The sequence below is a fragment of the Streptomyces orinoci genome, from assembly GCF_003121295.1.
Classification (GTDB): Bacteria; Actinomycetota; Actinomycetes; order Streptomycetales; family Streptomycetaceae; genus Streptomyces; species Streptomyces orinoci.
Genome location: NZ_PHNC01000006.1, coordinates 190,150 through 210,626, shown reverse-complemented (window position 1 = coordinate 210,626; position 20,477 = coordinate 190,150). Strand labels below are relative to the sequence as shown.

General features: G+C 71.4%; 17 protein-coding genes and 2 pseudogenes. 11 read left to right on the top strand and 8 right to left on the bottom strand.

The window, feature by feature from the left end; all coding sequences use genetic code 11:
• Positions 1 to 12 precede the first annotated feature (12 nt).
• Together CV755_RS02840 and CV755_RS02835 are read right to left on the bottom strand one after the other, a co-directional pair.
• The gene (locus CV755_RS02840; RefSeq protein ID WP_109278503.1) at positions 13 to 1,365 is read right to left on the bottom strand and encodes a cytochrome P450; all 1,353 of its coding nucleotides are present in this window, start codon (positions 1,363 to 1,365) and stop codon (positions 13 to 15) included.
• Between the two features lie 137 nt (positions 1,366 to 1,502).
• Positions 1,503 to 2,384: a LysR family transcriptional regulator gene (locus CV755_RS02835; protein WP_109278502.1), complete on the bottom strand. Its 882-nt coding sequence runs from the start codon at positions 2,382 to 2,384 to the stop codon at positions 1,503 to 1,505.
• A 112-nt stretch (positions 2,385 to 2,496) separates the two neighbouring features.
• On the opposite strand from CV755_RS02835, the gene CV755_RS02830 reads away from it, so the two are divergent.
• Both CV755_RS02830 and CV755_RS02825 read left to right on the top strand, forming a co-directional pair.
• A complete protein-coding gene (locus tag CV755_RS02830) occupies positions 2,497 to 3,330 on the top strand; it encodes an alpha/beta fold hydrolase (RefSeq protein ID WP_109278501.1) in 834 nt (277 codons plus the stop codon).
• Between the two features lie 625 nt (positions 3,331 to 3,955).
• Entirely contained in the window at positions 3,956 to 4,879 is a 924-nt protein-coding gene (locus CV755_RS02825; protein WP_109278500.1) for a DMT family transporter, read from the top strand.
• Here CV755_RS02825 and CV755_RS02820 read toward each other — a convergent pair.
• Positions 4,869 to 6,029 (bottom strand): methyltransferase, encoded by a 1,161-nt coding sequence (locus tag CV755_RS02820; protein ID WP_109278499.1) that lies wholly within the window; start codon positions 6,027 to 6,029, stop codon positions 4,869 to 4,871. The genes CV755_RS02825 and CV755_RS02820 overlap by 11 nt on opposite strands.
• Before the next feature lie 351 nt (positions 6,030 to 6,380).
• Between CV755_RS02820 and CV755_RS02815 the strand changes: the two genes are divergently transcribed.
• From CV755_RS02815 to CV755_RS02805, 3 genes are all read left to right on the top strand, one after another.
• Positions 6,381 to 8,129, top strand: coding sequence for a TIGR03767 family metallophosphoesterase (locus tag CV755_RS02815; protein WP_109278498.1), 1,749 nt, complete (start codon positions 6,381 to 6,383; stop codon positions 8,127 to 8,129).
• Positions 8,130 to 8,266: 137 nt separating this feature from the next.
• A complete protein-coding gene (locus CV755_RS02810; RefSeq protein ID WP_109278497.1) occupies positions 8,267 to 9,484 on the top strand; it encodes an MFS transporter in 1,218 nt (405 codons plus the stop codon).
• A 220-nt stretch (positions 9,485 to 9,704) separates the two neighbouring features.
• Positions 9,705 to 10,469 carry an ATP-grasp domain-containing protein gene (locus CV755_RS02805; RefSeq protein ID WP_109278496.1) on the top strand — a complete coding sequence of 255 codons (765 nt, stop codon included), beginning with the start codon at positions 9,705 to 9,707 and terminating at the stop codon, positions 10,467 to 10,469.
• Between the two features lie 38 nt (positions 10,470 to 10,507).
• Here CV755_RS02805 and CV755_RS02800 read toward each other — a convergent pair whose 3' ends face one another.
• The 5 genes and pseudogenes from CV755_RS02800 to CV755_RS02785 form a co-directional block, all read right to left on the bottom strand.
• A complete protein-coding gene (locus tag CV755_RS02800; protein WP_241560930.1) occupies positions 10,508 to 11,899 on the bottom strand; it encodes an FAD-binding oxidoreductase in 1,392 nt (463 codons plus the stop codon).
• A 51-nt stretch (positions 11,900 to 11,950) separates the two neighbouring features.
• Positions 11,951 to 12,805 (bottom strand): class I SAM-dependent methyltransferase, encoded by an 855-nt coding sequence (locus tag CV755_RS02795; RefSeq protein WP_109278495.1) that lies wholly within the window; start codon positions 12,803 to 12,805, stop codon positions 11,951 to 11,953.
• A pseudogene (locus CV755_RS37070) lies at positions 12,802 to 12,867 on the bottom strand (hypothetical protein); the annotation flags it as partial. The gene CV755_RS02795 and the pseudogene CV755_RS37070, both read right to left, overlap by 4 nt.
• 181 nt (positions 12,868 to 13,048) lie before the next feature.
• Positions 13,049 to 13,099, bottom strand: a pseudogene (locus CV755_RS37065) (hypothetical protein); the annotation flags it as partial.
• A gap of 139 nt (positions 13,100 to 13,238) precedes the next feature.
• Positions 13,239 to 14,504, bottom strand: coding sequence for an alpha/beta hydrolase family protein (locus tag CV755_RS02785; protein WP_241560929.1), 1,266 nt, complete (start codon positions 14,502 to 14,504; stop codon positions 13,239 to 13,241).
• 240 nt (positions 14,505 to 14,744) lie between these two features.
• Between CV755_RS02785 and CV755_RS02780 the strand changes: the two genes are divergently transcribed.
• From CV755_RS02780 to CV755_RS02755, 6 genes are all read left to right on the top strand, one after another.
• Entirely contained in the window at positions 14,745 to 16,067 is a 1,323-nt protein-coding gene (locus tag CV755_RS02780) for an RNA-guided endonuclease InsQ/TnpB family protein (protein ID WP_109278494.1), read from the top strand.
• Positions 16,068 to 16,300: 233 nt separating this feature from the next.
• On the top strand, positions 16,301 to 18,106 hold the full coding sequence (locus tag CV755_RS02775; protein WP_109278701.1) for an ABC transporter ATP-binding protein: 1,806 nt from the start codon (positions 16,301 to 16,303) through the stop codon (positions 18,104 to 18,106).
• Between the two features lie 4 nt (positions 18,107 to 18,110).
• The gene (locus CV755_RS02770) at positions 18,111 to 18,452 is read left to right on the top strand and encodes an MmcQ/YjbR family DNA-binding protein (RefSeq protein WP_422070497.1); all 342 of its coding nucleotides are present in this window, start codon (positions 18,111 to 18,113) and stop codon (positions 18,450 to 18,452) included.
• 77 nt (positions 18,453 to 18,529) lie between these two features.
• A complete protein-coding gene (locus tag CV755_RS02765; RefSeq protein WP_109278493.1) occupies positions 18,530 to 18,724 on the top strand; it encodes a DUF2795 domain-containing protein in 195 nt (64 codons plus the stop codon).
• A 150-nt stretch (positions 18,725 to 18,874) separates the two neighbouring features.
• A complete protein-coding gene (locus tag CV755_RS02760; RefSeq protein ID WP_109278492.1) occupies positions 18,875 to 19,516 on the top strand; it encodes a ScbR family autoregulator-binding transcription factor in 642 nt (213 codons plus the stop codon).
• A 53-nt stretch (positions 19,517 to 19,569) separates the two neighbouring features.
• Positions 19,570 to 20,450, top strand: a protein-coding gene (locus CV755_RS02755) for an IS5 family transposase (RefSeq protein ID WP_109278041.1) whose coding sequence is annotated in 2 segments (ribosomal slippage) — positions 19,570 to 19,930 and positions 19,930 to 20,450 — 882 coding nt in all. Because the reading frame shifts where the segments join, the coding sequence is not laid out codon by codon here.
• Positions 20,451 to 20,477: the final 27 nt, after the last annotated feature.

The window sequence follows — 20,477 nt, the reverse complement described above, 5'->3', positions numbered from 1 at the left end:
AACCGCCCGCCCTCAAGGCGGCTTTGGATCCGCCGCCCGGATCAGCCGCATCGGCAGCCGCCGGGGGCTGAGCACCAGCCGGGGCACCGGGCGTACCGCCTGGTCCCCCGGTGGGCTCAGCGGTTCCAGCCGCCAGCGGGAGACGATCGCGGCCAGGGCCAGCGCCGTCTCGGCAAGGGCGAAGGAGTCCCCGACGCATTTGCGGGCGCCGCCGAACGGGATATAGGCCCCGGACAGGCGCTGAGGCGCGGTGCCCAGCCAGCGGTCGGGCAGAAAGCGTTCGGGTTCCGGATAGAGGCCGGCGCGGTGGTGCAGCAGATGGGCGCTGAAGACCACGGTGGTCCCGGCCGGCGGCGGATGCCCGCCCAGCCGGGTGTCGGCGGTGGTGGTCCGGTTGAGCAGCCATACCGGCGGCCGGATCCGCAGGGTCTCGGCGATGACCCGCCCGGTGAGCTCCAGCCCGTCCAGGTGGTGATGGCCCACCGGGCCGTCACCCGCCATGGCCGCCACCTCGGCGCGCACCCGGTGTTCCACTTCCGGATGGCGGGCCAGCAGATGCAGTGCCCAGGCGAGCGTGGCGGCGGTGGTCTCCATGGCGGCCGCGAAAAAGGTGACCAGCTGGTCGAGGATCTCCCCGTCGGACAGCCCCCGTTCGCCCTCGGCGTCCGGCGTCAGCAGCAGCGAGAGCAGGCTGCCTTCCTGTGGGTCGTCGGTCCGGCCCTCGAGGATCAGCCGCTGAAGCGCCTCCCGGAGGCGGGCGCGGGCCCGGTCGTAGCGGCGGTTGCCCGGCGTGGGCAGCCGGTCCACCGGCCAGGGCATCAGGGCGCGGCCGGGAATGCCCGCCACCACCACGGCGAAGTCCTCGATGAGCCGGCCGAGCGCTGTGGCGGGGACCCGGTCGCCGAACAGGGCGGCCGCCGTGACCCGGGCGCTGATTTGCAGGGTCTCCGCCATCACGTCGATCACCTGGCCGTCCTGCCGGCGATCGGTCACCTCGGCGATCCGGGCCGTCATCACCCTCGCATACCCGGGCAGCCGCGCCGGGTGGAACGCGGGCTGGATCAGCCGCCGTTGGCGCCGGTGCCGCCGGTAGGGGCAGCTGGCCAGGCCGTCCCCGGCCACCTCCCGGATCCGGTCGTACAGCGGCCCGCCCTTGTCGAAGAGCCGGTCGTTCAGCAGCACTTGACGGGTGAGCTCGGGATCGCACACGACCACCGCCCGGTACGGCCCCGCGCGCACCTGCACCAGGTCCCCGAAGCGGGGCAGCGAGGCGAAGAAGCGCAGGGGATCGTGCAGCAGTGGCAGCGCATGCCCGAACCACGGAAGTGCGCCGGGGGCCTGGGCCCAGGTGCAGGAGGTCCGCACACCGCTGCACGTGCCCCCGGCGCTCCCGGGCAGCCATTGGTCAACTCTTTGCAGCTGGGCGGCGGTTGCCCACCCCGCACGGACCGCGCACGCCGGGCGCGTGTACCGGGCGCCCGGCCGGGGCGGGGAAGCAGCCGCTATTCCACCTCATGGCAGGACTCGATCAGCGCCCGCAGCTCCGCCCGGGGCGGATCCGGCCGGACCGCCAGGAAGGTGCGCAGCACCGGCGTGGGGTTGCGCAGCGGCCGGAAAACCACGCCAGGCACCGGCAGTTGCCGGGCGTGCGCGGCATAGAAGACCGTCCAGGAGGGCTTGCCGAACCCAATGGTGGCCAGCGTGTCCTGGGCGGTGGTGAACGCGGGCCCCAGGAGTGGCTCGAATCCGGCCTCCCGGCAGCAGCGCAGCATCAGTTCATGGAGGGCGGGGTTGCGCTCGGGGGTGGCCAGCCGCAGCGGCAGCCCGGCCAGTTCGGCCAGGTCGATCTCGCCGCGCACCGCCAGGTCGTGCCGGGCGGGAATCGCGGCGAACAGGGTGTCCTGCCACAAGGGCAGCAGTTCCAGGCCGGTTTCCGGCCGTTCGCCGCGCAGCAGGGTGGCGTCCAGCTCGCCGGACCGTACCGCGCGCAGCCGGTCCGCCTGAGGAGCGGTGACCAGTTCCAGCTGGGCGAGCGGGGCGAGCCGGGCGAATCCGGCGAGCACCGCTTCCAGCCGGTCGCCCAGTCCGTCGCTGGTGCCCAGGCGCAGGGTGGCGGCCGTCTCGCCGCGCAGTTCGTCCATGGCGGTTCTGGCCCGTGCCTGGGCGGCCAGTATCTCCCGGGCGTGCGGGAGCAGCCGACGCCCGGCCTCGGTGAGGCGCACGGCGCGGGTGCTGCGGTCGAACAGGTCCACCCCCAGCTCCCGTTCCAGCCGGCGCACCTGCTGGCTGACCGCCGACTGCACAATGTGCAGCCGCTCGGCTGCCCGCCGGAAATGCAGCTCCTCCGCCACGGTGAGGAAGTACTGCAACTGCCGGATTTCCATGCTTACCCCCGCGCTGATCTTGATCGGTGATGAGTGTATGCGCGGTTCGGCGGTTGGTCGCGGGCGTGGATCGCGATGAGGTGGGGGCAGCGAACGAAAGGAAGAACCCCCCATGCGCCAGACCATCGTTGAGACCAGTGGCGGCCCCGCCACCGTCGCCTATGACATCACCGGCACCGGCCCGGGCCTGCTGCTGGTGCATGGCACCGGAGCCGACCGCACCCAGTGGCGGCCGCTGACCGAGGCGGTCGCCGACCGCTTCACCGTGGTCGCCCTGGACTACTCGGGGTCCGGTGACACCACCGACCACGGCGGCCCGCTGACCCTGGACGACCTGGCCGGCCAGGTGCTGGCGGTGGCGGACCACGCCGGGCTGGACTCCTTCCACCTGGTGGGCCACTCGCTGGGCGCGGTGGTCGCCGCACAGGCCGCGGCGACCGCGCCCGAGCGGGTGCGCTCCCTGGTGATGCATGCCGGCTGGGTGCACACCGACGTCCGGATGGACGCCGAATTCCGCTACTGGCTGGAGCTGTTGGCGGCCGACGCCCGCCAGGGCAGTGAACTGTTCGTCCGGATGCTCCCGTTGATGGCCTTTGGCCCGCGCTACTGGGAGCGTACGGACGCCGCGGCCAACGAGAAGTTGGTACGCATGCTGGCCGGTGTACTGGCGCCGGGTACGGACCGGCAGACCGAGGTGGACCGCACCGTGGACCTGCGCCCGGTGCTGGGCCGGATCACCGCCCCAACCCTGGTGCTCGCCAGTGCGCATGACCGGGTGATCGGCGCGGAGCAGCAGCAGGCGCTGATGGACTCCATCGCCAACTCCCGTTATGCGGAGATCGATGCCGGGCACGGCGCCCCGGCCGAGGACCCGGCGGGCTTCGCGGCGAAGATCACCGGCTTTCTGGACGAGCGGCTGGCTGTGGAGAAGGCGGGCGTGGCCTGAACGGCCGCTGCCCCGGCAGGGGTTGTGCCCTTGCACGCCCCCGCCGCACGCCGGGGCGCGCACGGGCCCTCCGCACCCCAACCTATCGACTACCCTAGGTGACTGAATGAATGCGCTCTGGAATCATAGGAGTTGCACGGTCGCGAAGGGCGGCGCCGGCGCTCCGGGAGGGGAGGGTGTGCCACCTGCGGAGCACCGCCTCAGCCGACCGCCGGGACGCCCCTGGGGCAAGGGGAGACCTGCCGGTCGAGGAGCCGGTGCGCCGGGCGCATCCCCGGTGCCGGCGCTCCCACCGCACCGTGCGCCGCCGGGCGGCGAGCGGATGAGCGCGGCCACCGGCGAGGGGCCGGGCCGGAGCCCCGCCGTAGCGCGCCGCCCCGCGGGCGGGCAACGGCCGGGCTCCGGCCGGCAACGCGCCCCGTCAGGGGTGCGGGGAACTGCGCGATCAACCCCAGCCGGCCCGCAGCCGTACCGCCACCAAAGGAACCCTTTGATTTCATACCGGAATTCATTATTCGACTTATAGAGCGCCGCTCGGTAGCTTCGGAACCGTCTCCCATTTCTCTCCGACCGAGGGCGGTATTCCGTGGCGGGCGAGCGCCGGACGGCGACTCCTTGGGCCTTTATGGCCGCGACAGCGATCCTCTGGGGATCGGCGTTTCCGGCGATACGCATCGCCCTGGACGGCTATGCCCCGACCGATATGGCCGTGCTGCGCCTGGCGACCGCCGTGGTCCTGCTGCTGCCCTGCCTGCTCACCGGCCGCGTCAGCCGGCTGCGCCGGGCGGACCTGCCGCGGATGGCCGGCTTCGGCCTCAGCGGAATGACCACCTATCAGCTGCTGCTCTACGGCGGTGAGCGCCATGTGGAGGGCGGCACCGCCGCCATGCTGGTGGCCACCAGCCCGGTCTTCGCCACCCTGCTGGGCATGCTGGTGCTGCGCGAGCGTCCGGGTGTCTGGGGGCTGGGCGGGCTGGCGGTGGCCCTGTGCGGAGCCCTGGTGGTCGCCATGACCAGCGGCGGTGGAGGCGGCTCGCGGACGGGCATGGCCATGGTCGTTCTCGCCGCCGCCGCCCAGGCCACCTCCTTCATCCTCCAGAAGCCGCTGCTGCGCCGCTATTCCGGCATGGACTGCATCTTCTACGGCAGCCTCTTCGGCCTGCTGCCCCTGCTGGCCTGCGCTCCCGGCGCGGCGGCCCACGCGGTCACCGCCGGCTGGCAGCAGAGCGCCGCGGTGCTCTGGCTGGGACTGGGCTGTACGGTGCTGGCCTTCTGCACCTGGTCCCGGGTGCTGAGCGCGGCCACCGCGGCCACCAGCTGCCTGGTGCTCTACGCGGTGCCGGTCGCGGCGCTGCTGCTGGACGCCGCGCTGCTGGGCACGCTGCCCGCCCCGATGGCCGGGGTGGGCGGGCTGATCGTGCTGGCCGGGGTGGCCATGGCCGCCCTGCGCAGGCCGCCCAAGCCGCAGCCGGAGCAGCAGCCGGAGCCGCGGCCGGAACCGTCCGGGCGGGCGGCACGGCCGCGCGAGCGGGAGCGGGTCAGCTCTTGACCGCGCGCAGCACCACGAACTTGGGGTCGCCGGCCACCAGTTCGCAGTTGCCGAAGAGGCGGCGCAGCTTGGCGTGGTAGCCGAGGTGGCGGTTGCCGATCACCCAGAGTTCGCCCGAGGGGCGCAGCACCCGGCGGGCGCCGGTGAACATCCGCCAGGCGGTGGCGTCGGTGGTGGACTGATGGGTGTGGAACGGCGGGTTGTTGAGCACCAGGTCCACCGATTCGTCCGGTACCGCGGACAGCCCGTCGCCCACCAGGAACTCGGCCTCGGCGCCGGTGGTGTTGGCGTGGAAGGTGGCCTCCGCGGAGGCCACCGCCTGGTACGACTCATCGATGAACACCGTCCGCGCCGCCGGGTTGGCCAGTGCGGCGGCGGTGCCCACGACTCCATTGCCGCAGCCCAGGTCCACCACCCGGGCCGGCCCCCGGCGCCGCGGCAGGTGCTGGAGGAAGAACCGGGTGCCGATGTCCAGTCGGTCGGCGCAGAACACCCCCGCGTGGTTGACCACGGTCAGGCCCGCCGCCGCACCGGCGTCGGCGCCCAGGGTGTAGCGGTACGGCCAGGGGTTGCCGCCCGGCCCCGCCTCGGGGGCCGGGGTCTGCGGGGAGCAGAAGATCAGCCGGGACTTGCGGACCGCCAGTGAGGTCCTGGTCGGCCCCAGGATCCGCTCGAACAGCTTGAGGGTGGAGGTGTGGATCTCGGTGACCCGGCCGGTGCCCACCACCAGGCTGCCCGGGTGCAGCCGGGGCGCCAGCCGGTGCAGCTGGTCCTCCAGCAGCGCCAGGCTCTTGGGCACCCGGACCAGCAGGACATCGATCCGCGGCGGCGGGTCGTCCTGGGTGGACAGCAGCCGCACCGCCTCGGCCGGACGGCCGTTGCGGGCCAGGTTGGCGGCGGTCGCCCGCTGGGCCAGATAGGAGTCGCTGATCTGCACCGGGCGGAACTCCGCCAGCGCGGTGGCCAGCGCGCCCCATCGGTCCCCGAGGACGGCCACGGTGCCGGAGAGGTCGGCCGGCTCCCCGTCGGTGCCCGCCAGGTGCCGCAGCAGGTACTCATCGGCGGAGTCCCAGGCGCGCAGCCGGTCGCGGGGGTCCTCGGGAAAGCGGGTGAGCTCCAGCTCACCCCAAGGTGTGCAGAATCGGTTCATTGTGCCCACAGGCTAGCGGTTCGCCGCGGTGCCCGGCGAAGCGGCGGGAGAGCCGGGACCGGCGAAGTCCCCGCCGGGGTATGTCCCGTCGGCCCGTCCGCACCCTTGGCCGAGCCCCAACCGCCTGACCTCCAGGGACATTTGACGGTGTGTTTCGGCCACCCAGGGGCACGGCCCGGACGCGGGGTGTCATCGACACCATTCCTTTGCCAACCGTTCACACAATGCCGACTGTCGTCTCCATGCCGGGCCCCCATCATTACTGACCGGTAAATAGCAGGCACCGGACGGCAGTTCCGCATGCCATCGGCGCCCGTCATCGGACAAACCAGGCATTCCAGGAGATCCCCCATGCCCGCATACAGCAGACGCCACTTCCTCACCGGCAGCGCCGCCGCGGCCTCCGCGGCGGCGCTCGCGCTCGTCGATGGCCGGTTCGCGTCCGCCGCGGCACTGGACCGGGCGGCGGCCGCCACCGCCGCCCGCGCGGTGCGCATCGAGGGCACCACCCTGGAGCAGGTGGCCACGCCCACCGGCAGCGGCGGCTACCGGCGGCTGCGCTCCGGCCCCGGCTGGCCGCTGGTGGTCCGTACCGACCTGGCGTCCTCCTCCGCGGCCCGCGACACACGCCGCACCGGACTCGCCTCCTTCGTCCAGTTCACCGATCTGCATCTGAACGACACCGAGTCGCCGGTGCGTTTCGAGTACCTCGCCCCGTTCAACGGCGCCGCCTACCGCCCGCAGGAGGCGCTCACCGTACGCGGTGCCTCCGCCCTGGTGGAGCGGATCAACTCGCTGTCCGGCGGCCCCTTCACCGGACTGCCGTTCTCCATGGTGATGGCCACCGGTGACAACACCGACAATCATGAACTGGTCGAACTCGACTGGTACCTCCGCGTGATGAGCGGCGGCCGGATCACCCCCAACAGCGGTGACCCCAACCGCTACGAGGGCGTACAGAACTCCGGCAGCGCGGAGTTCTGGAACCCCGAATCCGCCTTCCGCGACTCCTTCAAGGCCAAGGGCTTCCCCGAGGTGCCGGGCTTCCTCGGCGCCGCCGGACGGCCGTTCACCGCACCGGGCCTGCGTACCCCCTGGTACAGCACCATCGGCAACCACGACGACAGCATCGAGGGCACCCTGCCCGACCTCGGCCTGCTGCACTCCCTCTACACCGGCGACCGCAAGCTGGAGGGCTGCGACGAGTCGGAGGCGGCCAAGCTGGCCGACGCCCTGCGCAACGACCCCGGCCAGGCCATCCTCCGGCTGGCCAAGCTGCTCAGGAGCGGCGGCCCGGTCCGGGACATCACCCCCGACCCCCGGCGCGCCCCCTTCTCGCCCACCGAGTTCGCCAAGGCCCACCTCGACCCTGCGCACACCGGCCCCGGCCCGGTGGGACACGGTTTCTCCGCCGCCGATGTCGCCAAGGGGCGGCTCTACTACACCTTCCCCATCGCGGAGGGCGTCCTGGGCATCAGCCTGGACACCACCAACCCGGCCGGTTTCGCGGACGGTTCCATCGGCACCGCCCAACTCACCTGGCTGGAATCGGTCCTTCGGGCGCACAGCGGTCACTGGTACGACAGCGACGGCCGGGTGGTGCGCGGCGGGAGCGGCGGCCAGCTGATTGTCATCTTCAGCCACCACACCAGCGCCAGCATGGGCAATCTGCTGCCCGACCCGCACCACCTCTTCGAGAAGCGCCATGACGGCAAGGCCGTGGTGGACCTGCTGCAGCGCTACCCCCATGTGGTGGCCTGGGTCAATGGCCACACCCATGAGAACCGGATCCTGCCGCACGGGCACCCGACCCCCGAGCGTGCCTTCTGGGAGATCAACACCGCCTCGCACATCGACTTCCCGCAGCACGCCCGGCTGATCGAGATCGCCGACAACGGCGATGGCACCCTCTCGCTGTTCACCACGCTCGTGGAGTCCGCCGCCCGCTACGAGACCGACTTCGGCGACACCTCCGACGCCGGACTGGCCGCGCTCTACCGTGAACTGTCCTACAACGACCCGCATGCCACCCCCGGAGCGCGCCTGGGCGGCCCCGCCGACCACAACACGGAGCTGCTGCTGACCAAGCCCGGCCGCTGACCTTATCGCCGGTATTGCCACTATCGGGCGTGATACCGGCGAAAGTTGGGACTCGCCCCTCTTGGTCCGCTTAAGGTGGAGCGCGGTTCGGCCGGGGCCGCTGTGCCCGGTCTGGCGTCGTGCGGCCGGGAGGGCGCATGGAGTACCTGCGACTACTGCGACGGCGACGGGTGCTGGTGCTGTGGCTGGCGCGCAGCCTGTCGGTGCTGGGCGACCACTTCTACGCGGTCGCGGTCATATGGAGCGTCTACGCCGCCACCGGCTCGGCCTCCCTGATGGGGCTGGTGGCGGTCGCCGAGTCGGCACCCTATGTGGTCCTGGGCGCGGTGGGACGGCGGGCAGTGGCCCGCTTCCTCTCCTACCGCGCACTGGCCGGACTCGACCTGGTACGGGCGGTCCTGGTCGCCGCCCTGCCCTTCGTCTGGACCCCGGACGGGCGGGGCCTGGCCGTCCTGCTGGCCGGCGTACTGCTGCTGGGCACCCTTGGGGCGCTCTTCGACCCCAACCTGGAGGCCCTGGTCGCCGAGCTGGCCGAACCGGCCCGCATCCAGCAGGTGACCGGCCTGTTCGACCTCACCGGCCGGATCGCCCGGATCGCGGGCAAGGCCGGCGCCGGACTGCTGCTGATCTGGTTCTCCAAGATCCAGCTCTTTGCCCTGGACGCCGCGGCCTTCGCCGTCTCCGCCCTCTCCCTGCTGCTGCTCGCCGGGCGCCGCGCCCCGGTGTCCGGCTGTCAACTCCCGTGCGCGGTACCGCCGGTACGGGCCTGGCCACTGCTGCGCAGCCACCCCCAGGTGGCGCTGGCCATGGCGGTGCACGGCCTGGTGCCGTTCTGCTCGGCGGCCACCACGGTGGGGATACCGGTACTGCTGGCCACCCGCTTCGACGCCGGCGCCGGCGTCTACGGCCTGGTCACCGCCTCCGTCGGCATCGGCGCCCTGATCGGCAACCCGCTGGCCGGCAACTGGCGCCCCGGCGGCTGGCTGGCGGTCTGCTGTGGCGCCTGGGCGGCGGACGGCCTGGCCACCGCCTGTATGGGCCTGGCCGGCCGGGTCTCCGCCCTGGAGATGATGTCCCTGGCCACGGGACTGGTGGCCCCCCTGGCCACGGTCACCCTGCGCACCCGCCTGGGCCTGTTCCCCCCGCCCGAACGCCTGCGCCTGATGGCCGTGGAACACACCGCGACCCGGCTGGGCAGCATGCTGGGCATACTCCTGCTGCCCCTGCTGGTGGACATATCCCCCCGCGGCTGCTTTGTCGCGGCCGGTGCGATGGTGACGGGCCTGGCGGTGGCGGCCCGGGTGGTCTCCCCCTGGATCGGGGGGCGGGAACCGGTGCGGGCTGTGGAGGTCTGACCGCGCCGGTCCATGCGCAGCCCTGCGGGCTCCGTACTGACCCAGGGCCTCCGGCGAGGCGGTGCCATCTTTCCGGTTACGTTGACGCGCGGGTCGTCGGGGGCTGGTCGCGCCCACGCGGCGAAGGCGCATAAAGTAATCGCCCCACGCCCCTGACGGGGTGCCCGGCGAACGATATTCGCTGGTCAGAGCGGCGGCCCGCGGACCATGATCGGGCACCATGACCCTGCTCCTGCCGCCCCGGCTCACCGCCTCCGCCCAGGCCGTGCGTACCGCTGCCCGGCAACGGGGCCTGCGCACCGTGCAGTTGCCGGACTTCACCGTGCCGCCCGGGTTGCGCGCCCGCCACCTGCACGCGGGCCCCGGCTTCGCGGATGCCGTGGCACCGGCCCTGGGCATCGCCCTGCTCGAGGCCCCGCCGGACTGGCTGACCGGGCTGCCATGGGAGTACACCCGGCGGGAGATCCGGGCGATGCCGATCGCCGAGGCCTACCGGCTGCGCCGCCCCGCCTTTGTCAAGTCGCCCAACGACAAGGGGATCCCGGCCCGGGTCTACACCGACGGCTCCCGGCTGCCCGGCCCGGACGCCGTCGATCCGCGGACCCCCGTTCTGGTCGGCGACGTGGCCGAGTTCACCGCCGAGTACCGGCTGCATGTGCTGGACGGGCGGGTGCACACCGGCGCTCGCTATGCCCAGCACGGCAGGCTCGCGCCCGGCCCCTTGGCGGACGGGGCCCTCGCCTTCGGCGCCGGGCTGCTGGCCGGGTACGGGCACACACTGCCCAGCGCCATCGTGGTGGATATCGGCCTGACCGGGGGACACTGGGCGGTGGTGGAGGCCAACGCCGCCTGGGCCAGCGGGATTTACACCGCCGATCCGGGGCGGGCGCTGGATGTGGTGCTGCGGGCGGCCGGACCGGAGGAGACGGTCAGCGAACGGGACCGTCCGTACCGCCGGCCTCGGCCACCACGATATGCAGGGTGACGATGGCGTGGAACGGCCCCTCGGCGAGGTGCCGGAGGTTACGCGGGACGGACGTTGCGGTTGCAGCGGAAGAGGTTCTGCGGGTCGTAAGCGGCCTTGAGCGCGGACAGCCGCCGGTAGGTGTCGTCCTCGAACCCGGCCCGGGTCTGGGCCTCGTCGGCCCGTTCGCCGTCGCCGTAGAGGAAGCCCAGGCTATGGCCGAGGGTCCAGGGCGCCAGGACGCGGCGCAGCTCGGCATGGCGGTCGCGGACCTGGTCCGGGCCGATGCCGCCGGGACCGTACATGGAGATGGCGCGGACAATGAATTCCGCCTCCCGGTGGTCCACCGCGATCTGCCCGGGGCCGCGCTTGCGCAGTGCCCCGCCGAGGTGGCGGATGTCCAGGACACAGGGGACGGGGGAGCCGGGCCCGGCGGTGCGGAGCGTCAAGTCGAGTGCCCGCGGGGTGAGTTCGCCGAGCAGTGCGTTGGTGGCGGCATAGGGGTGGGGGTTGTCGGGATCGCTGTGGATGGTGCCGCATTCGGCGTAGGGCATCTGGCGCAGGGTGTCCAGCAGTGGTCTGCCCAGGGCCCGCAGCGGTGCCATCAGGCGTTCGCCCTCCTCGGCGGGGCCGTTGAAGGCGATCCGGAAGGAGGCCGCGTACCGGCCGCGCAGGGCGGCGGGGACCTGGGGGAGCTCGGGGTAACCGAGCAGGGTGACGGAGGAGGTCAGTTCGTCCGGGACGGTGGCGGTCCATCGCCGCCAGGTCTCCAGAGCCTCCTCCACAAGCGGGGCTCCGAAGGCCAGTTGGCCGCCGTAGACGGTGGCGACGGGGAACAGTGCCACCTCCAGGGCGGTGACCACCCCGAGGTTGCCGCCGCTGCCCAGCAGCGCGCCGAAGAGCTCGTCCCCGGGGAGCAGCCGGCGTGCTTGCCCGTCGGCGGTGACCAGCTCCACCGCCCGTACCCGGTCGGCCGCATAGCCGAACTGGCGGGCCAGCAGCCCCAGTCCGCCGCCCAGGGTGTAACCCACCGCGCCCACCGAGGGGGAGGAGCCGTTGAGCGGGGCCAGGCCATAGCGGGCGGCCGCCTCGATCACCGCGCCCCAGCGCACCCCGGCGCCCAGCCGGGCGGTACGGGACTGGGGGTCGATCACCAGCTCCGTCATCCGGCGGGTGCTGACCAGCACCCCGCCATCGGTGGCCACCGAAAGACCGTGCCCGGTGGCCTGGACGGCCACCGGCAGCCCATGCCGCGCGGCATGGCGCACCGCCCGGCGGACGTCCTCGGCGTCGGCCGCGCCCACCACCAGTGAGGGGCGGTGGGTGTACGCGGTCTGGAAACCGGCGGTTTCCTGGTGGTACCCGGGGTCCTGGGGACGGAAGACCGGGCCGGTGAAGACGGGCTGGGAGCTGCGGTGTTCGGTGATCTCCATGACCAACAGCATTGCCATGATGCGTTCATAAGTCCAAGAGCTGGTTGGTCTGGCCGGGAGAAGCACTGCTTATGCGGGCCGGAGGGCCCGCAGGGCGAACATCAACGGGATCTTCGGCTGGGAGGAAGGGAGCCGCCACCAGCCGCCCTCCGACGGTTCCATGGCGGCGAAGCGCTTCCAGGGCAGCAGGTCCGTCTCCCGCAGCCGATCCACTCGCAGCCCGGCCCCGGTGAGGGCGGTGAGGATCTCGCCCAGGCCGTGCCGCCACTCATAGCTGGTGATGGCGCCCGCCAGCGGCGGACCGTCGGTGTAGGTGTACGGGGAGTCGCCACGGATGGCGCCGCGTCCCGCCAAGTAGTCATGGCGCAGCGTCAGTCCGTCCTCCTCGCCCGGGCGGGGCACCGGGCCCAGGGAGTTGAGCAGCGGATGGAACTCCACTAGGTACAACAGCCCGCCGGGGTGGAGCAGTTCGCTGACGATCCGCGCCCAGCGGGTGAGGTCGGGCAGGTAGCACAGGGCGCCCTTGCCGGTGTAGACGATGTCGAATTGCCGCCCGTCCAGGGCGTGTTGGGCTTCATGGACGTCGGCGAGTACGAACTCCACCGGCCGCCCCGCCTCCGCCGCCAGCCGGCGGGCCTCGGCCACGGCGGCGGAGGAGAAGTCCAGCCCCACCGTGTGCAGCGCCCCGCGTGCGGCGAAGGCCTGGGTCTCGGTGCCCAGATGGCACTGCAGATGCAGTACCCGGCGGCCCGCCAAAGGGCCCAGATCCTCCCACTCGAAGGGCGCGAACCAGTCCTCGGCGGTGCGCGAGCCGTCCAGGCCGTAGAAGTCGCTGGCGATATGCGCCGGGGTACGGGCGTCCCAGTTGGCCGCGTTGGCCCGCAGCATCTCCTCGGTGGTCATCGGGTGCTCTTGGGCAGTCATGGCCAATGTCTACCCTTCTCGATGTACTGGCGTGCAGCGGTCAGCGGTGCCCCGCCGCAGCTTCCGGCGAAGTGCGAGCCGGACCAGAAGTGACCTCCCCATGGGCGCCGTCACACATGGGGGTCGTATTCCTTGCGAAGCAGCCGGGCGGAGACGCCCTTCAACGAGTTGGCCGGCCTGGAGTGCTGGAGTTGGGCGGTAGTGCCCGAGCATGTGCACATGGTCTGGGTTGCGTAAGCTCGGCTTCGAAGTCCGGGCAGACCTCCCGATGATCTCCTCGCATCGGCTGAGCATGGTGCCGGTGAAGACGCCGCGCCGGTAATTGGTGACAAAAGCTAAGTGGTTGGCTCCGGAAGTCTTTCGGGGGGTTGGCTCCGGAGCCGGTGCTGTGTGTTGCCTCGTTCCGCCTCGCGAGCGCAGAGCGGGCCGGCTCTCAGCGCAGTCGGCTGAACCAGCGGACGGTGGCGGCTGTGCCCGCGACGTTGGAGCCAAGGTGCCGGGAACCCGCGAAGTCGGGGGTGCCGAGATTGACGACTGGCGCGTTCACGCCGTGTGATTGCAAGGCGGCCTCGCAGTGGTCGGTGTTGGCATTGGCCGCCTGCTCGTCCGCACTGGCGGCGTACAGACGGACCGGGACGCGGGGACTCCAGGCGCAGGTGTTGTCGGCCACCCGAAGCGCCGCCGCCAGCTGACCGGTCGGGTGGCGCAGCATGTCGAAGCCGTGTGGGGTGAGCAACGCGCTGAGGGTGTTGGGCGTGCCGGCGAAGAGCTGCTGGCCGGTGTGCGAACCGTCGAACAGTGCCTCAATCGTGCTGTCGTACGGCGCCTGGAAGACCTCGTTCGGCGAGTGGTACAGATGGTGCAGCCGATTCCACGCGACGAGAAGATACGCCGTGTACAACACACTGGACTTTGCATCGAGGGAGCCGTCGAGCAGTGCCGGCAGCTCGGCGTGCTGGAAGTCGTAACCGCCGCTGATCGGCGCGACGGCTTTGATCCGGAACCATCGATCGCCGTCGGCCTGGAGCGTTCGCGCGAGTGCCATCGCCGCCGAGGCTCCCTGGGAGAACCCGGTGACCAGCACGTCGTGTCCCAGCGCCCGGCCGGTATGCGGAGCAAAGGCGCGGGCTGCCCGCAGCATGTCGAGTGAGGCGGTCGTCTCAGAGGGCACGTCCATCCAGGGGTGGTGTCCCGGACCAGCACCGAGGCCGAGGTAGTCCGGGGCGACAGCGGCAAACCCGGCGGACGCGTACGTAATAGCGGGGGAGGACACAAAGCCGGCCTTGACCATGGAGGATGGTGCGTCGGACCGGTAGCTGGTGGTTCCATGAGTGAACGAGACCGTCCGCAAGTGGTGTTCGCGGCTCCGGGGCAGCACCAGCAGTCCGCTGGCGGTGGTAGGCCGGCCCTGGGGGTCCACGGTGCGGTACACGAGCCGGTAGGCATCCACCCCGAACCGGACCGTACCCGCGTCGAATCTGGCAGCGGCCAGTGCTGCTGCCACGTCCTGCTTCGTGGCCAGTGTGCTCACCTGCTGAGCGGACACCAACTGCCCGCGATCGCTTGGGGCCACCGCGCCCGCCGAGGCGGCTCCGGCCGTCACCGTCGTAGCGGCCAACACCAGGCCGACCAGGACCGTCACGGCGCTGCGCCGACGGGACACGGAGCGCGGATTGCCTGTTGAATAAGCGGATTTCATGTCGCAGACGCTAGTGACGACCGCGCTCGCCCACTGCCCGGCCAGCGGGTGTATCCGCCCTGGGGCAAGCCCTACCACGGCACCAGACTCGAGCGCCTGACGAGCCTCGCGTCAACCCCCGAAGGACTTCTGGGGCCGACCACTAAGTAACCATGGAGGTTGTGGACGCGGTGTCGGCCCAGTGCGCACATCGGGGTCTGGATTCCAGCGCGTGACATGAGCCAATGTCATGGTGGCCGTGTGAGCAGCGAACTCGCCGAGGGCGCACGGAAGTTCGGGCATCGTGCCCGGCTTGTGCTGAGCCCGGCCGAGGTCCGGCTGCTGGACGATCAGGCGCACGCGGCCCGCACCTTGTGGAACTGCCTGCATGCCTGGTGGACGATGCTGCCGAAGGACAAGCGGACGCTGGCCGCCGCTGACGCGGCGATCCGCCAGGCCCGCAAGGAGATTGACTTCCTCGCCGCTCTTCCCGCTCAGGCCGCCCAGGCGGTGCTCAAGACGTACTTCCAGGCGTGGAAGCACTGTTGGGAGGTCCGGGCGGGGGAGCCGAACTTCAAGGCCCGTTTCCGTTCGGTGCTGAGCGTGGACACCCCTCAGGGCCGGGACTTGCAGATCACGCGGGTGCACCGCCGCTGGGGCATGGTCAACATCCCCAAGATCGGTCGCGTCCGGTTCCGCTGGACCCGAGACCTGCCCGTGGGCAAGAAGGCAAACGGCGACAACCGGATCACCGGCGCCCGCCTGATCAAGGACGCACTCGGCTGGCACATCACCTTCCGTATCACCGCCCTCGAAGCCCAACCCCGGCCACACGCCGGCCCGGAGGTCGGCATCGACGCCGGGGTGAACCTCCCGCTCGCCCTGTCCGACGGCAATCACCAGGACCACGGGCGTCCGCCCCGCCTCCCGGACGGCACCTCCGACCGGGACAAATGGCTGAACACCGGTGAGAAGGCCAGGCTGCTGCGCCTGGAACGACGGGCCGCGCAACTCATGCGGCACCGCGGGCCCGGGCGGCGGTCGTCGAACCGGCTGCGGGCGGTATACGACCAGATCGGCAAGCTTCGAGCGAAAGCCAAGCGACGGGCAACCGACTGGCAGCACAAGACCACCACCCACCTCGCCCGCACCTACGGCGTGATCGTGGTGGAACACCTGGATATCGCGAACATGAACAAAAGCGCCCGGGGCACCATCGAGAAGCCGGGCAGGAACGTCAGGCAGAAGGCCGGTCTCAACCGCTCCATCAGCCAGGAGGCATGGGGCCGGACCGTGACGATGCTGACGTACAAGACCGCCAAGTACGGCGGCACCCTGCACAAGGTTCCCGCTCCCGGCACCTCCCAGCGCTGCTCAGCGTGTGGTTTCACCACGCCGGGCAGCCGGGAGAGCCAGGCTGTGTTCGTGTGCAAGAACGAGGGCTGCGGCTGGTCGGGCAACGCCGACCACAACGCCGCCCGGAACATCCTGCACCTGTACCGGATGGGCCTCGCGCTCATCCCGGCTGCCGGGAGGGCAGTCGTCAGGCGCGCACGTCGCGTCAAGCCCGCCACCGCAAGGTAGGCAGGAATCTCCTTCCCGAGCTCGCGAAGCCCCCACCTTCGGGTGGATTGAAACCGTTCGCCGGTGCGCCCGGGGTGTGGTACGGCATCGTGCACTCGCTCATGCCGTAACCCGCTTATGCCCTGAGGGGCCCAGAGACAAGGGGGTGCGCAGTGCCGTCCGCGACCGCCCAGAACCCGGGAGAGGAATTACGGTACAACTCCCACAGCCTCAACCTCTTCACCACCAACCCCATGACCGCCCGGTCGATGAGCCGTCGGCTGCCCCAACTGGTGCGCAGGGCGCTGTCCTTGGCCTGGCGAGTGGACCGCAGGGCGGTGGTCCTGCTGCTGGCCTGCCAGGTGGCCTCGGCCGCCTTCGAGGCCTTCGGCCTGCTGGCCACCACCCGTACCATCACCGCGCTGATCGCCTCCGGCCATATCCAGAACCGGCTCCGGGAGGCGCTGCCCTCCCTGCTGATCCTGGCCGCCGCCGCGGGCACCCGCGCCCTGCTGGCCATCGCGGTCGGCAATATCTCCAGCCGGCTGGCCCCGCGCATCTCCCGCGAGGCGGAGATGCAGATGCTGGATGCCGCCGTCCACGCCGAGCTGGCCGCCTATGACCACCCCGGCTTCAACGACAAGCGCGAGGCCGCCGACCGGGGCGCCGAGGTGGCCCGCGATCTGCTCACCGACGCCCAGGACCTGATGTCCTGTGTCGCCTCGCTGGTGGCCGCCGCGGGCGTGGTGACCCTGCTGCACCCGGTGCTGCTGCCCCTGCTGATGCTGGCCACCCTGCCGCAGGGCATCGCCGGCATCAAGGCCGCCCGTATCCAGTACCAGACCTCCCGCGCGCTCAGCGGGGAACGCCGGGTGCTCAACCATCTGCGCTGGTACGTCACCGACAAGCGCCCCGCCGACCAGCTGCGGGCCGGCACCATGGCGGACTTCCTGCTGGAGCGCTACCGGACCATCGGCACCCGGATCGACCTGGCCACCGACCAGGCGGTCAACCGGGGCGCGCGCTACGCCCTGGCCGGTTCGGCGGCCGGCGGCGCGGCCTCCGCCCTGGTGTGGGCGGCGCTGGCGATGCTGCTGGCCACCGGGCGAGTGTCCATCGCCTCGGCGGGCACCGCGGTGTTCGCGCTGCGCTCGGTGGGCTCCGCGCTGCGCGGCATGGTCGCCTATGGCACCCGGCTGTTCCGTACCGGGCTCTATCTGGACGACTGGGCCGAGTTCATCGAGGAGGCGGGCGGGCACCGGGTGCGCCGGGGCACCGTACGGCCCGCCGCGCCCAACGCCGTGGAGGCGGAGGCGGTCGGCTACCGCTACCCCGGCGCCGACCGGCCCGCCCTGGAGAAGGTGAGCCTGACCGTGCGCCGGGGCGAGGTGCTGGCGCTGGTGGGGGAGAACGGCTCCGGCAAGAGCACCCTGAGCAAACTGCTGGCCGGGCTCTATCTGCCCACCGACGGCAGCGTCTGCTGGGACGGGGTGGACACCCGCGAGCTGGACCCCTACGAGCTGTGGCGGCAGACCGCGGTGGTGCCCCAGGACTATGCGCACTGGCCGATGACCGCCCGGGAGAACATCACCCTGGGCCAGCCGCACGGCGGCGACCGGGCGGTATGGCGGGCGGCCCGGCTGGCCGGTGCCGACGAGGTGGTCTCCTCGCTGCGCAGCGGCCTGGACACTCTGCTGGCCAGGGAGTGGTTCGGCGGGGTGGACCTCTCCGGAGGGCAGTGGCAGCGCATCGCCATCGCCCGCGCCTTCCACCGGCCGGCCGGGCTGCTGGTGATGGACGAACCCACCAGCGCCCTGGACGCCCGGGCCGAGCACCGCATCTTCACCGGTCTGCGGGCCATGGCCCGGGACCGGGCGGTGGTCCTGGTCACCCACCGGCTGGCCAATGTGGCGGTCGCCGACCGCATTGTGGTGCTGGACCAGGGCCGGGTGATCCAGCAGGGCACCTTCCCCGAGCTGGTGGCCACCCCCGGCCTGTTCCGGGAGCTGTGGGAGCTGCAGAACGACCGCGGCACCGCCGGCCCGGCCGGACTACCGTAGCGGGGTGATCGTCAATGCCGCCGCGGTACGCCGCTTCGCCCTGTCCCTGCCCGAGACGGTGGAGAAGGAGGCATGGAGCATGCCCACCTTCCGGGTCGCCGGGAAGATGTTCCTGACCATTCCCGACGACCAGAGCTCGATCGCGGTGCGCTGCCCCCGGCATGAACGGGCCGAGCTGATCGCGGCCGAACCGGAGAAGTTCTGGGTGCCGCCGCATGAGGCGGGCTCCAACTGGGTGCGGGTGCGGCTGGCCGCCCTGGAGGACCCGGCGGAGATGCGGGACATCCTGCGGGACTCCTGGCGGCAGGCGGCACCGCCGCGCCTGCTGGAGACATCAGGTGAATAGTCCGGATTTTTCCGGGTACCCGGCGTAGCCGCGGCCGCCCTCTCGGGCGGCGGTGGATCACTACACAGGAGGTCTTCATGGCCGGCACCAACCCCATCGAGCTGCAGAAGGCGCTGAAGAACGCGCACTACCCCACCGACAAGCAGCACCTGGTCGAAGTCGCCAGGAAGAACAAGGCGAGCAATGACGTGGTGGACAAGATCTCCGATCTGAAGAAGGACCGGTTCGACAGCCCCGCGGATGTACAGGAGGCGATCTTCCGGTCCAAGTGAGTCCCGGGGGACGGCGGGCGTGGATGCGCCCGCCGTTCCCGTACAAGCCCGGCCAAATGTCGCCATTCGAATCGGTTTAACTTGTAACATCGCCGGGGCGGGGATGGGCGTCCCGGCGGCGGTGGGCCGGTGAGAGGGATGAAGCAGCCGATGGCGACGCAGAATCGTGCAATTCGCACCAGACGGGCGATTCTTGAAGCCGCCGCCACGGTCTTCTCCGAGCACGGCTATGCAGCGGCCAAGGTGGCCGACATCCTTGAGCTGGCCGAGGTCACCAAGGGTGCGCTGTACTTCCACTTCGACTCCAAGGAGGAGCTGGCCCGCGCGGTCATCGACGCCCAGGCCGCCGACGCCCCGCCCCGGGCCGCCCAGGCGCTGCGGACCCAGGAGTTCGTGGATCTGGGCATGGTCTTCGCCCACCGCCTCACCCACTCCGTCCTGCTGCGCGGCAGCCTCCGCCTCACCGGCGAGAGCGGCGAATGCGAGCTCAACCGCCCCAGCCCGTACCGCGACTGGACCCGGCAGGGCACCGCCCTGCTGGAGGAGGCCGCCGGCCAAGGGGAGTTGCTGCCCGGTACCGACCCCGCCGAGACGGCCGGACTGGTGGTCGCCTCCTACGCCGGGGTCCATATGATGGCCCGCGCCCTGGACGAACTGCACGACCTGGAACGGCGCATGTCGGCGCTGTACCGCCATGTGATGCCCGGCGTCGCCGTCCCCCGGGTGCTGGCGGCGCTGGATATGGCGCCGGGACGCGGGGCACGGGTGCTGGCGGCGGCAGCGGGCGGTTAGGGTCTGTCCGGCGGATCATGTGACCGCTCTGCGTTCGGGACGTTAGGTCTTGTGTGGGGCGGGGTGATCTGACGAATGACGAGTGGGCCCGGCTGGAGCGGCATCTGCCCAAGTCCGGGCAGCGGGGCGGCCGGTGGGCCAGTCATCGCAGGGTGATCAACGGGATTCTCTTCCGTGAGCGGACTGGTGTCCCGTGGCGGGACCTGCCGGAGCGTTTCGGGTCGTGGAAGACCGTCTACGAGCGGCACCGTCGCTGGTCGGCGGACGGCACGTGGGACCGGATCCTGCGGGCTGTCCAGGCCGAGGCCGACGCGGACGGCCGGATCGACTGGAGCATGGTGAGCGTGGACTCGACCTCGTGCCGCGCTCACCAGCATGCCGCCGGGGCCCACAAGAAGGCACCTCGTGTCCCGAAAAAAGATCAACGCCCCGGCAGCACAGGCCCGATGAGGGACTCGGACGGTCCCGGGGCGGGCTGACCTGCAAGATTCACCTCGCCGCCGAAGGCGGGCGCCGACCACTGGCCCTGCTGGTCACGCCGGGCCAGTGGGGCGACTCACCACAGCTGATCCCCGTCCTGGAACGCATCCGCGTCCCGCGCCCGGTCGGCGGGCATCCGCGCACCCGCCCGGACCATCTGGGCGGAGACAAGGCCTACAGCTCCCGCCGCAACCGCCGCTACCTGCGCAGGCGGCAGATCAAGCACACCATCCCCGAGCCGAAGGACCAGCGGGCCAACCGCAAACGCCGTGGCAGCAAGGGCGGCAGGCCCGCCGGCTTCGACAAGGAGATGTACAAGCGCCGCAACGAGGTCGAGCGGACCATCAACCGGCTAAAGCACTTCCGGGCCGTGGCTACACGCTATGACAAACGGGCCTACGTCTTCCACGGAACCGTCACCGTCGCCGCGATCCGGCTCTGGCTCCGAACATGATCCGCCGGACAGAACCTAGGGCGCGCC

What these genes read in the sequence shown, in the direction of transcription:
- CV755_RS02835 (WP_109278502.1), bottom strand. Translation starts at nt 2,384, where the DNA reads ATGGAAATCCGGCAGTTGCAGTACTTCCTCACCGTGGCGGAGGAGCTG.
- CV755_RS02830 (WP_109278501.1), top strand. Translation starts at nt 2,497, where the DNA reads ATGCGCCAGACCATCGTTGAGACCAGTGGCGGCCCCGCCACCGTCGCC.
- CV755_RS02825 (WP_109278500.1), top strand. Translation starts at nt 3,956, where the DNA reads ATGGCCGCGACAGCGATCCTCTGGGGATCGGCGTTTCCGGCGATACGC.
- CV755_RS02820 (WP_109278499.1), bottom strand. Translation starts at nt 6,029, where the DNA reads ATGAACCGATTCTGCACACCTTGGGGTGAGCTGGAGCTCACCCGCTTT.
- CV755_RS02815 (WP_109278498.1), top strand. Translation starts at nt 6,381, where the DNA reads ATGCCCGCATACAGCAGACGCCACTTCCTCACCGGCAGCGCCGCCGCG.
- CV755_RS02810 (WP_109278497.1), top strand. Translation starts at nt 8,267, where the DNA reads ATGGAGTACCTGCGACTACTGCGACGGCGACGGGTGCTGGTGCTGTGG.
- CV755_RS02805 (WP_109278496.1), top strand. Translation starts at nt 9,705, where the DNA reads ATGACCCTGCTCCTGCCGCCCCGGCTCACCGCCTCCGCCCAGGCCGTG.
- CV755_RS02800 (WP_241560930.1), bottom strand. Translation starts at nt 11,899, where the DNA reads ATGGCAATGCTGTTGGTCATGGAGATCACCGAACACCGCAGCTCCCAG.
- CV755_RS02795 (WP_109278495.1), bottom strand. Translation starts at nt 12,805, where the DNA reads ATGACTGCCCAAGAGCACCCGATGACCACCGAGGAGATGCTGCGGGCC.
- CV755_RS02785 (WP_241560929.1), bottom strand. Translation starts at nt 14,504, where the DNA reads ATGAAATCCGCTTATTCAACAGGCAATCCGCGCTCCGTGTCCCGTCGG.
- CV755_RS02775 (WP_109278701.1), top strand. Translation starts at nt 16,301, where the DNA reads ATGACCGCCCGGTCGATGAGCCGTCGGCTGCCCCAACTGGTGCGCAGG.
- CV755_RS02765 (WP_109278493.1), top strand. Translation starts at nt 18,530, where the DNA reads ATGGCCGGCACCAACCCCATCGAGCTGCAGAAGGCGCTGAAGAACGCG.
- CV755_RS02760 (WP_109278492.1), top strand. Translation starts at nt 18,875, where the DNA reads ATGGCGACGCAGAATCGTGCAATTCGCACCAGACGGGCGATTCTTGAA.